The sequence below is a fragment of the Pseudomonas sp. 2995-1 genome, from assembly GCF_002742505.1.
GTDB lineage: Bacteria > Pseudomonadota > Gammaproteobacteria > Pseudomonadales > Pseudomonadaceae > Aquipseudomonas > Aquipseudomonas sivasensis.
Genome location: NZ_LJSA01000195.1, coordinates 82499 through 95219, shown reverse-complemented (window position 1 = coordinate 95219; position 12721 = coordinate 82499). Strand labels below are relative to the sequence as shown.

The 12721-nt window shown below is 61.5% G+C and carries 12 protein-coding genes; 8 read left to right on the top strand and 4 right to left on the bottom strand.

The window, feature by feature from the left end; translation table 11 throughout:
• Positions 1 to 8: 8 nt before the first annotated feature.
• The 5 genes from AOA61_RS01120 (at position 9) to AOA61_RS01100 (ending at position 3704) form a co-directional block, all read left to right on the top strand.
• On the top strand, positions 9 to 788 hold the full coding sequence (locus AOA61_RS01120) for an ABC transporter substrate-binding protein (RefSeq protein WP_032888149.1): 780 nt from the start codon (positions 9 to 11) through the stop codon (positions 786 to 788).
• Positions 789 to 955: 167 nt separating this feature from the next.
• Positions 956 to 1657: an ABC transporter permease gene (locus AOA61_RS01115; RefSeq protein ID WP_032888150.1), complete on the top strand. Its 702-nt coding sequence runs from the start codon at positions 956 to 958 to the stop codon at positions 1655 to 1657.
• Positions 1654 to 2367 (top strand): ABC transporter permease, encoded by a 714-nt coding sequence (locus AOA61_RS01110; protein ID WP_032888153.1) that lies wholly within the window; start codon positions 1654 to 1656, stop codon positions 2365 to 2367. Before AOA61_RS01115 ends, AOA61_RS01110 begins: the two co-directional genes overlap by 4 nt.
• A 3-nt stretch (positions 2368 to 2370) precedes the next feature.
• Entirely contained in the window at positions 2371 to 3201 is an 831-nt protein-coding gene (locus tag AOA61_RS01105; protein ID WP_241150127.1) for an ABC transporter ATP-binding protein, read from the top strand.
• Positions 3202 to 3206: 5 nt separating this feature from the next.
• Entirely contained in the window at positions 3207 to 3704 is a 498-nt protein-coding gene (locus tag AOA61_RS01100; protein WP_032888155.1) for an Lrp/AsnC family transcriptional regulator, read from the top strand.
• A 75-nt stretch (positions 3705 to 3779) separates the two neighbouring features.
• On the opposite strand, the gene AOA61_RS01095 is transcribed toward AOA61_RS01100, so the two are convergent.
• The 4 genes from AOA61_RS01095 to AOA61_RS01080 form a co-directional block, all read right to left on the bottom strand.
• Positions 3780 to 4613 carry a TIGR03915 family putative DNA repair protein gene (locus tag AOA61_RS01095; protein ID WP_032888158.1) on the bottom strand — a complete coding sequence of 278 codons (834 nt, stop codon included), beginning with the start codon at positions 4611 to 4613 and terminating at the stop codon, positions 3780 to 3782.
• Complete coding sequence (locus AOA61_RS01090) at positions 4610 to 5830, bottom strand: putative DNA modification/repair radical SAM protein (RefSeq protein ID WP_032888160.1); 1221 nt, start codon at positions 5828 to 5830, stop codon at positions 4610 to 4612. Before AOA61_RS01090 ends, AOA61_RS01095 begins: the two co-directional genes overlap by 4 nt.
• Before the next feature lie 66 nt (positions 5831 to 5896).
• Positions 5897 to 7234 (bottom strand): lysine N(6)-hydroxylase/L-ornithine N(5)-oxygenase family protein, encoded by a 1338-nt coding sequence (locus AOA61_RS01085; protein WP_032888163.1) that lies wholly within the window; start codon positions 7232 to 7234, stop codon positions 5897 to 5899.
• Between the two features lie 119 nt (positions 7235 to 7353).
• The gene (locus tag AOA61_RS01080; protein ID WP_099600935.1) at positions 7354 to 7836 is read right to left on the bottom strand and encodes a sigma-70 family RNA polymerase sigma factor; all 483 of its coding nucleotides are present in this window, start codon (positions 7834 to 7836) and stop codon (positions 7354 to 7356) included.
• Positions 7837 to 8097: 261 nt separating this feature from the next.
• Between AOA61_RS01080 and AOA61_RS01075 the strand changes: the two genes are divergently transcribed.
• Genes AOA61_RS01075 through AOA61_RS01065 form a run of 3 tightly spaced genes read left to right on the top strand, consistent with a single transcriptional unit; the run spans position 8098 to position 12644 of the window.
• On the top strand, positions 8098 to 9267 hold the full coding sequence (locus AOA61_RS01075) for an efflux RND transporter periplasmic adaptor subunit (protein ID WP_032888167.1): 1170 nt from the start codon (positions 8098 to 8100) through the stop codon (positions 9265 to 9267).
• A gap of 1 nt (position 9268) precedes the next feature.
• A complete protein-coding gene (locus tag AOA61_RS01070; RefSeq protein WP_099600934.1) occupies positions 9269 to 11239 on the top strand; it encodes a MacB family efflux pump subunit in 1971 nt (656 codons plus the stop codon).
• Positions 11232 to 12644, top strand: a complete 1413-nt coding sequence (locus AOA61_RS01065) for an efflux transporter outer membrane subunit (protein WP_099600933.1) — start codon at positions 11232 to 11234, stop codon at positions 12642 to 12644. Before AOA61_RS01070 ends, AOA61_RS01065 begins: the two co-directional genes overlap by 8 nt.
• Positions 12645 to 12721: the final 77 nt, after the last annotated feature.

Here is a 12721-nt window from a genome sequence, read left to right as displayed (position 1 = left end):
ACTGACACATGATTCCACTGCGATCACTTTTCGCTGCGTTGCTGTTGCCACTGTGCGCCAGCGCCGCCCACGCCCAGGACTGGAAAGAAATCCGCTTCGGCGTATTCCCCGAATACCCACCCTTTGAATCCGTGGCCGCTGACGGCAGCCTGCAAGGCTTCGATATCGAATTGGGCAATGCCATCTGCGCCAAGCTCGAAGTCAAATGCACCTGGGTGCACAACGAATTCGACGGCATGATCCCGGCGCTGCGCGCGCGCAAATTCGACGCCATCATGTCGTCCATGGCCGTGACGCCGGCCCGTGAAAAAGTCATCGACTTCAGCGACCGGCTGTTCCTCAGCCCAACCTCCGTGATCACCCGCAAAAGCGCCGACTTCGGCGACACGCCTGAATCGTTGAAAGGCAAGCAGGTCGGCGTACTGCAAGGCTCGTTGCAGGAAGCCTATGCCCGTGCGCACCTGGCTAAGCTCGGGGCTCAGGTCAAGGCCTACCAGTCCCAGGAACAGAACTACGCCGACCTGCAAAACGGCCGCCTCGACGCCACCCTCACCGACAAACTCGAAGCCCAGCTCAACTTCCTGTCCAAACCTGAAGGCGCCGACTTCAAGACCGGCCCGGCCTTCAAGGACCCGACCCTGCCGCTGGATATCGCCATGGGGTTGCGCAAGAACGACCAGGAATTGCGTGCACTGATCAACAAGGGCATCGCCGCCGTCCAGGCCGATGGCACCTACGCGCAGATCCAGAAGAAGTACTTCGGCGATCAGGACATCTACAACGAATAAGCCAACACAATCCCTGTGGGAAAAGATTTGTGTGGGAGGGGGCTTGCTCCCGATAGCGGTGGGTCAGTCACAACTGCATCAACTGACACACCCTCATCGGGAGCAAGCCCCCTCCCACAAAAGCCCCCCCCACAGGGGTATCTCTGCGCCCTTTAGAGATTCCCCCCATGAACGAACTCCTCAACCTGCAAGGCTACGGCCCCATGCTGGCCCAGGGTGCCTGGATGACGCTCAAGCTGGCGTTCCTCGCGCTCGCCTTGAGCCTCACCCTCGGCCTGCTCGCCGCGGGCGCCAAGCTGTCCAGCGCCAAATGGCTGCGGGTGCCGGCCACGCTGTACACCACGTTAATCCGTAGCGTGCCGGACCTGGTGCTGATCCTGCTGATTTTCTACAGCCTGCAACTGTGGCTCAACGACCTGACCGAACGCGTCGGCTGGGATTATTTTGAAATCGACCCGTTTACCGCCGGCGTGATCACACTGGGGTTTATCTACGGCGCGTATTTCACCGAGAACTTCCGTGGCGCAATCCTCAGTGTGCCGGTCGGCCAACTGGAAGCTGCCACCGCCTATGGCCTGAGTCGCTGGCAGCGGTTTCATCTGGTGCTGTTTCCGCAGTTGATGCGCTTCGCTTTGCCGGGCCTGGGCAATAACTGGCTGGTACTGCTCAAGTCCACGGCGCTGGTGTCGATCATCGGCCTGTCGGACCTGGTCAAAGCCGCGCAAAACGCCGGCAAGACCACCAACGAGCCGCTGTACTTCCTGATCCTTGCCGGCCTGGTCTACCTGGTGATCACCACCCTCTCCAACCGCATCTTCAAGCGCCTCGAGCGGCGCTATAACCTCGGCATCAAGGGGATGGCGCGATGATCGAATTGTTCCAGCAATACGGCCTGGCCTACCTGTTCAGTGATGGCTCGGGCCTTTCCGGCGTGGCCATGACCCTGTGGCTGTTCATCATCTCGGTGGTGCTGGGCTTCATTCTGTCGATTCCCCTGGCACTGGCGCGGGTCTCGGAGCACTTCTGGCTGCGCTGGCCGGTGGAGGTCTACACCTACTTGTTTCGCGGCACGCCGCTGTATATCCAACTGCTGATTTGCTACACCGGGCTCTACAGCCTTGAAGTGGTACAGGACAACGCCCTGCTCAACCAGTTTTTCCGCAATGCGCTGAACTGCACCCTGCTGGCGTTTGTTTTGAACACCTGCGCCTACACCGTGGAGATCTTCGCCGGGGCGATTCGCAATATCCCCCATGGCGAGATCGAAGCCGCCCGCGCGTACGGTCTGCACGGCTGGCGCTTGAATCTGTTTGTGGTGGTGCCCGCCGCCCTGCGCCGCGCGTTGCCGGCCTACAGCAATGAAATGATCCTGATGTTGCACGCCACCTCGCTGGCGTTCACCGCCACCGTCGCCGATATCCTCAAAGTGGCCCGCGACGCCAATGCCGAGACGTTCCTGACGTTCCAGGCCTTTGGCATCGCTGCCCTGCTGTACATGTTGCTGTCCTTTGCACTGGTGGGCCTGTTTCGACTGGCCGAACGTCGCTGGATGCGTTTTCTTGTTCCTACCCGAGGCTAACCCATGAATCAGTCCGCGCAGTCCCTGGCCACTTATCCTGTCGATGTACCCGCTACCAAGGCTGCAACTGCTGCCATCAAGCTGCAAGTCGAAGGCATTCATAAACGCTACGGCGAGCACGAAGTGCTCAAGGGTGTTTCCCTTAACGCGCGCCAAGGCGATGTGATCAGCCTGATCGGCGCCAGCGGCTCCGGCAAAAGCACCATGCTGCGTTGCATCAACTTTCTGGAGCAGCCCGACGCTGGAGTCATCACCCTGGACGGCATCAGCATAGAAATGCAGCAAGGGCGTGCCGGCACCCGTGCCCCGGATCAGGCGCAATTGCAGAACCTGCGCACGCGCCTGGCCATGGTGTTCCAGCACTTCAACCTGTGGAGCCACATGACCGTGCTGGAAAACATCACCATGGCGCCGCGCCGGGTGCTGGGCGTAAGTGCGGCGGAGGCGGAAAAACGCGCACGGATGTACCTGGACAAAGTCGGCCTGCCAGGCCGCGTGGCAGATCAATACCCGGCGTTCCTGTCCGGCGGCCAGCAACAGCGCGTGGCGATTGCACGGGCCTTGGCGATGGAGCCGGAAATCATTCTGTTCGATGAGCCAACGTCCGCACTGGACCCAGAACTTGTAGGAGAAGTCCTCAAAGTCATACAGACGTTGGCCGAGGAAGGTCGTACCATGCTGATGGTCACCCACGAGATGGGCTTTGCCCGCCAGGTGTCCAGCCAAGTACTGTTCTTGCACCAGGGACGGGTCGAGGAACAAGGCAGCGCCGAGATCCTCGACCACCCCAAAAGCGAGCGCTTGCAGCAATTTCTTTCCAACCGTTTGAAGTGAAACCCATGGATACCAAGGCCAACGGACCCCATACCTCCCCCGCACTGGATCGCATCGATGAGGCAATCATCGAAGTACTGCGCCATCAGGGGCGGATCACCTATGAAAAGCTCTCGTCACTGGTGCACCTCACTCCCAGGCCTTGCCTGGAGCGGGTGCGCAAGCTGGAGCGCCGTGGAGTGATCCGTGGGTATGGGGCGATCATCGACGTGCAGATGGTCTCGCCAGGGCTGTCGTTGCTGGTGCTGGTGGCCTTGTCCAACCAAAGCGGGCGCTCGGCGCAAAAGGCCTTCGAAGCTTGCATCAAAGCCTGCCCCCAGGTGTTCGAATGCCAGTTGATCAGCGGGCCGTTTGACTACAGTCTGCGCATGCGCTGTCGGGACATGGAGCACTACCGGGTGGTATCGGAGATCTGGCTGAACAATGATGAGTTGCACATTGATAAGTTGGTGGCGCATCCGGAGTTGGCGGTGGTGAAAAATACCGCCATCGAACTGGCCTGAGCCCCACTCGCCAAGCCAATGAGGATCGAATGTGGGAGGGGCAAGTCGAATCGTCGCACCGACCCTCCCACATTTTTAACCATGCCCGCTTAAGATTTTCTTACCTTGGCGCGCCGCCACCAGCTTCGCCTGCCCATCCTTTTGCTTGCCCGTGCGCGCCTCGCTGATCAACCCCGGTATCAACTTGCCCTCCGGCAGATTCTTCCAGAACCGGCTGGGCAAGTGCCCTTCCATTACCTTGGGATTCAACCGCGCCGGATTGAAAATATGGCTGTAGTAAGTCAGCCACATAGCGCTGTGCGGGTCTTCGACATTCTGCGCCAATTGCTGCCACGCCTCGGGGCACTCGCGCTGATGAATCAGCTGTTCACCGTCGTAATACACCCCATCCAACGGCGTAGCGATCATCCAACGATGACGCCCCATACGCCCGACAAAGTGCTGGCTGGCCGATTTCAAGATGTCATGGGCCGGCTCATGCCAGGCCACATACTCCGGCAGTTCAGGCCCCGCCTCTGCCGGTAACGCGATGAACCGCACAAACGCATGCAGGTGATGGGCTTCACGGCTGACCTGTTTGATGCGCCGCTGCAATTCGCTGCCCAGCTTGTCCCCCGCCAGCATCGCCGTGCGGTCGCCATGGCTGACCCGCCACAGCACCTCATACAGCAGGCTCCAACGCTGGTCGCCGTGATAGCAGGCCGCAGACTCCAGCAGCTCGATCAGCGCCTTGGGAATACGCGCCTGAAACGGACCGAGACCTTCAGGAATCGCCTCGTCAGTGGCGAACAAATCCGCCACTTCGGCCTCACCCCAGCTCACCTGGCTGGGGTCGACCTGATGGCTGAGCAACCAGCGCGCCTGTTCGCGCCAGGTGCTGAACAGGTTGTCGCATTCCAGGCTGATCATCCCCACAACCCCATCTGTTGCGGTTGCGGACGATCGCGCAGTTGTTCGCGCAGCAGCACGCTGGTGCTGTCAGCCTGTTGCGGGTGGTAGTCGCTGGTGATGAAAAACGGCTTGGCCTTGGCCAGCACGCAGCGCATGCGGGCCAGGTCTTCGAAGCGAATCTTGCGTTCACGGCGCAGGTCCACCAGGCGTTGGGTGGTGCGCAGGCCGATACCTGGGATGCGCGCAATAAGCGTGGGTTCGGCGCGGTTCAGATCAAGGGGAAACACCTCACGATGCTCCAGGGCCCAAGCCAGCTTGGGGTCGATATCCAACGCCAGATGGCCGGGGCCTTCGAACAATTCATTGGCGCTGAAGCCATAGCTGCGCAGCAGGAAATCCGCCTGGTACAGACGGTGCTCACGCATCAAAGGCGGCGCGGCCAGGGGAACGCTTTTCGGGCTGTTGGGGATGGGGCTGAACGCCGAGTAATACACGCGGCGCAGCTTGAAGTTGCCATACAGCGCCTCGGCGCCGTGCAGGATGGTGCTGTCATCGGTATCGTCGGCGCCGACGATCATCTGCGTGCTCTGCCCAGCCGGGGCGAAACGCGGGGCGCGAGGTTCGTTGAACACGGTCTGTTCGCCGGTGTAGATGGTCTGCATGGCCTGCTTGATGGTGACGATTTGTTTTTCCGGCGCCAGGGTGTTCAGGCTGGCCTCGGTGGGCAGTTCGATGTTCACGCTCAGCCGGTCGGCGTAGCGCCCGGCTTCGGCGATAAGCGCAGGGTCGGCGTCGGGAATGGTCTTGAGGTGGATATAGCCGCGGAAGTCATGCTCTTCACGCAATAGCTTCGCCACCCGTACCAACTGCTCCATGGTGTAGTCGGCCGAACGAATGATGCCGGAGCTGAGAAACAGCCCGCTGACGCAGTTGCGCTTGTAGAAATCGAGGGTCAGGGTGACCACCTCCTCCGGGCTGAAACGCGCGCGGGGCACGTCGCTGGAGCGGCGGTTGACGCAGTATTGGCAGTCGTAGAGACAGAAGTTGGTAAGCAGCACCTTGAGCAACGACACGCAACGGCCGTCGGGCGTATAGCTGTGGCAGATGCCCATGCCATCGGTTGAACCCAGCCCTGCCTTGCCCTCCGAACTGCGCTTGGGTGCGCCACTGCTGGCACACGAAGCGTCGTACTTGGCGGCGTCGGCGAGGATGCTGAGTTTTTCGATCAACTGCATGGAAGGCTACCGATACTGGTTTTTTGTACAGTATCAGGCAGCCCTCTGGCTCACAAGTGCAGTCTGTCAGCTGGCGGTGGCCAACAGCAGGTCCTGTACCGAACGCGCCTTGCCTCGGCTGCGGTCGTATTCATACAACGACGCGGCAATTTCATCCGCGCGAATCGGCAGAATCGACAGCAATGTGTCGCTCAAACCATGGCTGGCCTGGCTGAAGCCCTGGATATAGATACCCGCCTTACAGCGATCGTCGGTCACGATGCGGTAGTCACGAGCCACTTCGAAATCACCCATATACGCTTCCAGAGGCGCCAGCAGTTCGCGGTGCATCTGACGCTCGTAGCCGGTCGCCAGCACCACCGCATCGTAATGATTGACGGTGATGTCACCGTTGGCATTGTTGCGCAGGGTCAACTCAATACCCATCGGGCCGGCCACCGCTTTTTCCACCACGGTCATGGTGCGGAACGCGTGACGGGCGATGCCGGAGACTTTCTGGCGGTAGAGAATCCCGTAGATACGCTCGATCAGGTCCAGATCGACCACCGAATAGTTGGTGTTCTGGTACTCCGCGACCAAACGCTCGCGCTCGGCCCCCACTTGTTGGAACACCAGGTCGGTGAAGGCCGGCGAGAACACCTCATTGACGAACGGGCTGTCATCGGCCGGCTTTAGCGCCGAACCGCGCAGGATCATGTCGACCTGCACCGACGGATAGCTGTCATTGAGGTCGATGAAGGCTTCAGCCGCGCTCTGGCCACCGCCAATGATCGCGATACGCATCGCCTTGCCGTCCACACAGGGTTGCTGCGCCACGCGGGCCAGGTACTGGGAGTGATGAAATACGCGGTTGTCATCCTTGAGCCCTTTGAACGCCGCAGGCACCCGTGGCGTGCCACCGGCGCTGACCACCACCGAGCGCGTCGTGCGCACGTGCTGCTCACCGTGGGCATCGCGGGAAATCACGCGCAGTGCCTCGACCTGCTGCTGATGCAGGATCGGCTCGATGGCCAGTACTTCCTCGCCATAACGGCCCTGGTTCTGGAATTGCGCTGCGACCCAGCGCAGGTAGTCGTTGTACTCCATGCGGCACGGGTAAAAGGTGCCCAGGTTGATGAAGTCCACCAGGCGGTCGTGGGCTTTCAGGTAATTGACGAAGGAGTACGGGCTGGTGGGGTTGCGCAGGGTCACCAGGTCCTTGAGGAACGAAATCTGCAGTTCGCTCTGGGTCACCAGGGTATTGCCATGCCAGCGGTAGTCGGCCTGCTTGTCGAGAAACAGCGCGTCCAGCTTGCCCTGGGTTTTCTCTCGTTCCTGCAGAGCGATGGCCAGCGCCAGGTTCGATGGGCCGAAACCGATACCGATAAGGTCGTGAACCGCGGGCGAAGCAATTGCCTGTGTCATTCCAGTGTCCTCTGGATAAGCCCCTTGGCGATGGGGCAGGAATACCTTCAAGACCTGCACAACAGGTCATGTGTTGATAGGAAACGAGGACAGTGAAATAAAATTTACCTGATCAGCGATCAGTGCCCTTCCCACTCACGCATCCGCACCCGACAGTGCTTCATGGCGTTGACGATATGTTTTTCCACCAGGGCGCGGGAAATACCCAGGCGCTCGGCAATCTGCAGGTGGGTCAGCCCGTCGAGTTTGCGCAGCAGGAAGCTGTCGCGGCAGGCTTTCGGCAACTCGGCCAGGGCACGATCAAGCAGCTCCAGGCGTTGGCCTTGGTCGTGGCTGGCGTGGGGGGAACTGGGGGAAAAACGTTCTTCGCTGTCGAGTATTTCCAGCGGCTCGTGCTGGCGCAGTACGTTGCGCCGATGCCCGTCGATCACCAGGTTCAGCGCCGTGCGGTATAAAAACGCGCGGGGCTGGTCGATGGGGACAGCGCTGGAACGCTCAAGTACCCGAACGTAGGCGTCATGCACCACATCTTCGGCCACCTGACGGTTGCCCAGCTTGGCGTTGAGGAAACACACCAGCTCGCGATAGTAGTTTTCCAACATGACTCCCGACCGCCACAGAAAGGCGATATCCGTTCCTTGAGTACCTGAAAATGACAACCCATAGCGTAATGGCAGTTTGGGTGCGTGCAATTTATAGTAATTCTCATCTACTTTTAAACAAGTCTTGCGCCACCGGTCGTTTTTTTTTACGCAAACGACCCGTTACACAGTGTGTAACAGCCTAAATCCTCACGCGTTTCTCTCGTTTAACTGTCAGCTCTGCGCAACTGCGCTCCGAACTTTCCTGGCTGGAACTTAAGCATGAAACGCCCTCGCCCTGCCCGACGCGCCCTGCTAGTTGTGGCGTGCCTGATTCCCGTCATCGCGGTCGCCGCCTGGCAAGTACTGCCGACCGGCCGCGACACGCTGACCACCGTCACCGTGACCCGCGGCGATATCGAAAACAGCGTGACCGCTTTGGGCACCCTGCAACCACGTCGTTACGTGGACGTGGGCGCCCAGGCGTCCGGGCAGATTCGCAAGATCCACGTTGAAGCCGGCGACCAGGTGCAGGAAGGCCAATTGCTGGTAGAGATCGACCCCTCGACGCAAAAAGCCAAGCTCGATGCCAGCCGCTACGCCATCGAAAACCTCAAGGCCCAGCTGCAGGAGCAGAAGGCCCAGCACGAACTGGCGCGGCAGAAGTACCAGCGCCAGCAGCGTCTGGTCGCCGGCAACGCCACCCGCGAAGAGGATGTCCAGACCGCCAAGGCGGAACTGAGCGCCACCCAGGCCCGGGTCAACATGTTCCAGGCGCAGATCCTCCAGGCTCAGGCCAGCCTGCGCAGCGATGAAGCGGAGCTGGGCTATACGCGCATCTACGCGCCAATGACCGGCACGGTGGTTGCCGTGGACGCGCGGGTCGGCCAGACCCTCAATGCCCAGCAGCAGACGCCGTTGATCCTGCGCATCGCCAAGTTGTCGCCGATGACCGTGTGGGCCGAAGTCTCGGAGGCCGACATCGGCCATGTAAAACCCGGCATGACGGCGTACTTCACCACCCTGAGCGGCGGCAACCGGCGCTGGACCAGCACCGTGCGGCAGATCTTGCCAATTCCACCCCAGCCCTTGAACGAAACCCAGGGCAGCGGCAGCCCTAATAGCTCCGGAAAAAGCGGCACCGGCCGCGTGGTGCTGTACACCGTGCTGCTGGATGTGGACAACGGCGATAACGCGTTGATGGCCGAAATGACCACCCAAGTGTTTTTTGTCGCCAGCCAGGTCAAGGATGCCCTGACCGCGCCGGTCGCTGCCCTGCTGGGCAGCCACAGCGCCGACAAACAGATCGCCCGTGTTGTCACGGAGAACGGCCGCATCGAGGAGCGCGAGGTGCAACTGGGCATCAGTGATCGCCTGCGGGTGCAGGTACTCGGTGGACTGAATGAAGGCGACCACCTGTTGATCGGCCCGGCTGCTGGCAGCGGGGGTTGAGTTGACCACGCCTCTGATCGAACTCAAGAACATCCGCAAGTCCTACGGCGGTGGCGACAGCCCACAGGTGGACGTGTTGCGCGGCATCGACCTGTCGATCCATGCCGGGGAATTCGTCGCCATCGTCGGCGCGTCCGGCTCCGGCAAGTCCACGCTGATGAACATCCTCGGCTGCCTCGATCGCCCCACCGTCGGGGACTACCTGTTCGCCGGGGAAAACGTCGCCCACCTGGACAGTGATGAATTGGCCTGGCTACGCCGCGAGGCCTTTGGTTTTGTGTTCCAGGGCTACCACCTGATTCCTTCAGGCACGGCCCAGGAGAACGTCGAGATGCCGGCGATCTACGCCGGTATCAGCGCGTCCGAACGCCATGCCCGAGCCAACGCCCTGCTGACGCGTCTGGGCCTGGCCGAGCGTACCGGTAACCGTCCACATCAACTGTCCGGCGGTCAGCAGCAGCGGGTGTCCATTGCCCGCGCCCTGATGAACGGCGGCCATATCATTCTCGCCGACGAACCCACCGGTGCCCTCGACAGCCATAGCGGCGCCGAGGTGATGACCCTGCTCGACGAACTGGCCAGCCAGGGCCACGTAGTGATCCTGATCACCCACGACCGCGAAGTCGCCGCGCGGGCCAACCGTATCATCGAGATTCGCGATGGCCTGATCATCAGCGACTCGGCCGATGACAGTGAAACCGCCCCAACAGCCGCCAGCGGCGCGTTGCAAGCCGTGGACCTGCGTCAACGCCTGGTCGACGGTGCGGAGCATAACGGCGCGTGGAAAGCCGAATTGGTGGACGCGGTACAAGCCGCCTGGCGGGTGATGTGGATCAACCGTTTTCGCACCGCATTGACCCTGCTGGGGATCATCATCGGCGTGGCGTCGGTGGTGGTGATGCTGGCGGTCGGCGAAGGCAGCAAGCGCCAGGTCATGGCGCAGATGGGCGCGTTCGGCTCCAACATTCTTTATCTGAGCGGTGCATCGCCCAACCCACGCACGCCACTGGGCGTCATCACCCTCAATGACGTCGAGGCACTGGGTGCATTGCCCCAGGTCAAGCGCATCATGCCGGTCAACGGCAGCAAAGCAGGCGTGCGCTATGGCAACGTCGACTACATGGCGTACGTGGGCGGCAACGACACCAACTTCCCGGATATCTTCAATTGGCCGGTGGTCGAGGGCAGCTACTTCACCACCGCCGACGAGCGCAGCGGGGCTACGGTCGCGGTGATCGGCCACCGTATCCGCGAAAAGCTGTTCAAGGGCCAGGTCAATCCGATCGGACAATACATCCTGATCGAGAACGTGCCCTTCCAGGTGATCGGCGTGCTGGCGGAAAAAGGCGCCGCCTCCGGTGACAAGGACAGCGACGACCGTATCGCCATCCCCTACACCGCCGCCAGCGTGCGTTTGTTTGGCAGCTACGACCCAGAATACGTGGTGATTGCCGCCGCCGATGCAGGCAGGGTCCACGAAGCCGAAGTGGCCATCGACCAGCTTATGCAGAAGCTGCACAACGGCAAACCCGACTACGAGTTGACCAACAACGCCGCAATGATCCAGGCCGAGGCCCGTACCCAGAACACCCTGTCGCTGATGCTGGGCTCGATTGCCGCGATTTCCTTGCTGGTGGGCGGTATTGGCGTGATGAACATCATGCTGATGACCGTGCGCGAGCGGACCCGCGAAATCGGCATCCGCATGGCCACCGGTGCGCGCCAACGCGACATCCTGCGCCAGTTCCTTACCGAGGCGGTCATGCTCTCGGTGGTCGGCGGCTTGTGCGGCATTGCCCTGGCCCTGCTGGTGGGCGGCGTATTGGTGCTGGCCAAGGTGGCGGTGCAGTTTTCCCTGGTGGCGGTGCTTGGCGCATTTGGTTGTGCGCTGGTCACCGGCGTCGTATTCGGCTTTATGCCGGCCCGTAAAGCTGCCCGGCTCGATCCGGTTAAGGCGTTGACCAGTGAATAAACGATCCATCCCCTCGCAGCTGTCCCTGATCAGCCTGTGCCTGCTACTCAATGCCTGCGCCGGCGATCCACCCGCGGTGGACAGCGGTATTGCGCCGCCGGCCGCCTGGCAGTTCGCCGAGCGCGACGCGGCCCAGAGCACCAACCAGCACTGGTGGACGCAATTCGGCAGCCCGCAGTTGAATCGGCTGGTCGAACAGGCCCGGCGTGACAGTGTCGACGTGGCCGCCGCCATGGCCCGTGTGCGGCAGGCCCAGGCCAGTGCAGTGATCGCCGGGGCGCCGTTGCTACCCGAGGTGAAGTTCGACCTCGCCACCAGCCACCAGAAGCTGCTGCACGGCCAGGGCGGACCAGACCTGGACGTCTCGGAGAGCGACGACGCGGTCGACAATTTCGGCGCCAGCTTGACGGCCAGTTATGAAGTGGACTTCTGGGGCGGCCGCGCCGCCGCCCGAGACAGCGCCCTGCAGGGCCTGCGGGCCAGTGAGTTCGATCAGGCCACCGTGGAACTGACCTTGCTCAGCAACGTGGCCGACCGCTACGCGCAAACCCTGGCCGCACGTCAGCGCCAGCAGATCGCCGAGCTGAACCTGGCCAATGCACGCAACGTGCTCGACCTGGTGCAAACCCGCTACGACGCGGGCTCCGCCACGGCGCTGGAACTGGCCCAACAGAAAAGCCTGGTCGCCAGCCAGCGACGCCAACTGCCATTGATTCAGCAACTGGCCGAAGAATCCCAGATCACCCTCGCGGCCCTGCTTGGCCAGCCGGTTCAAACCCTGGACCTGGGCGCCGAGCCCTTCCAGGCCCTGACCTGGCCAACCATCGGCACCGGCATGCCCAGCCAGTTGCTCAGCCGCCGCCCCGATATTGCCAAGGCAGAGGCCCAACTGGCCGCCGCGCAAGCGGACGTCACCGTGGCGCGCGCCGCGATGCTGCCAGCCTTGACCCTCGGCGCCACACTGGGCTCCGACGCCTACAAGGCCGTGGACATTCTGCGCAGCCCGTATTACACGCTGACTGCCGGACTGGCAGGGCCGATCTTCAACAACGGCCGTTTAAGCGCCGAACGCGACAAGGCCCGAGCGCGCCAGGATGAGCTGCTGTACGCCTATCGCGGTGCGATCATCAACGGTTTTGCCGATGTGGAAAAAGCCCTCAGCAGCATCACGCGCCTGGACCAGCAGCGCCAATGGCAAACGGAAGAATTGCAGCAGGCCCAGACCGCCTTCCAGATTGCTGAAAGCCGCTACCAAGCGGGCGCCGAGGACCTGCTTACGGTACTGGAAACCCAGCGCACGCTTTATGCTGCCCAGGACTTGAACGTGCAATTGCGACTGTCACGCCTGCAGGCCAGCATTGCGCTGTACAAGGCATTGGGTGGCGGTTGGAAGACTAATATCTGATAAACGAAACTCTTGTTTCGTACACCAGTCGTCTCACGCCCCTACATTCGTCACCTCAGGATCCTTGGTAAAAAGCC

Bases quoted from the DNA above. Each gene is read 5' to 3' on its own strand.
- AOA61_RS01085 (WP_032888163.1), bottom strand. From the start codon at position 7,234: ATGACACAGGCAATTGCTTCGCCCGCGGTTCACGACCTTATCGGTATC.
- AOA61_RS01090 (WP_032888160.1), bottom strand. From the start codon at position 5,830: ATGCAGTTGATCGAAAAACTCAGCATCCTCGCCGACGCCGCCAAGTAC.
- AOA61_RS01105 (WP_241150127.1), top strand. From the start codon at position 2,371: ATGAATCAGTCCGCGCAGTCCCTGGCCACTTATCCTGTCGATGTACCC.
- AOA61_RS01100 (WP_032888155.1), top strand. From the start codon at position 3,207: ATGGATACCAAGGCCAACGGACCCCATACCTCCCCCGCACTGGATCGC.
- AOA61_RS01080 (WP_099600935.1), bottom strand. From the start codon at position 7,836: ATGTTGGAAAACTACTATCGCGAGCTGGTGTGTTTCCTCAACGCCAAG.
- AOA61_RS01110 (WP_032888153.1), top strand. From the start codon at position 1,654: ATGATCGAATTGTTCCAGCAATACGGCCTGGCCTACCTGTTCAGTGAT.
- AOA61_RS01120 (WP_032888149.1), top strand. From the start codon at position 9: ATGATTCCACTGCGATCACTTTTCGCTGCGTTGCTGTTGCCACTGTGC.
- AOA61_RS01075 (WP_032888167.1), top strand. From the start codon at position 8,098: ATGAAACGCCCTCGCCCTGCCCGACGCGCCCTGCTAGTTGTGGCGTGC.
- AOA61_RS01115 (WP_032888150.1), top strand. From the start codon at position 956: ATGAACGAACTCCTCAACCTGCAAGGCTACGGCCCCATGCTGGCCCAG.
- AOA61_RS01095 (WP_032888158.1), bottom strand. From the start codon at position 4,613: ATGATCAGCCTGGAATGCGACAACCTGTTCAGCACCTGGCGCGAACAG.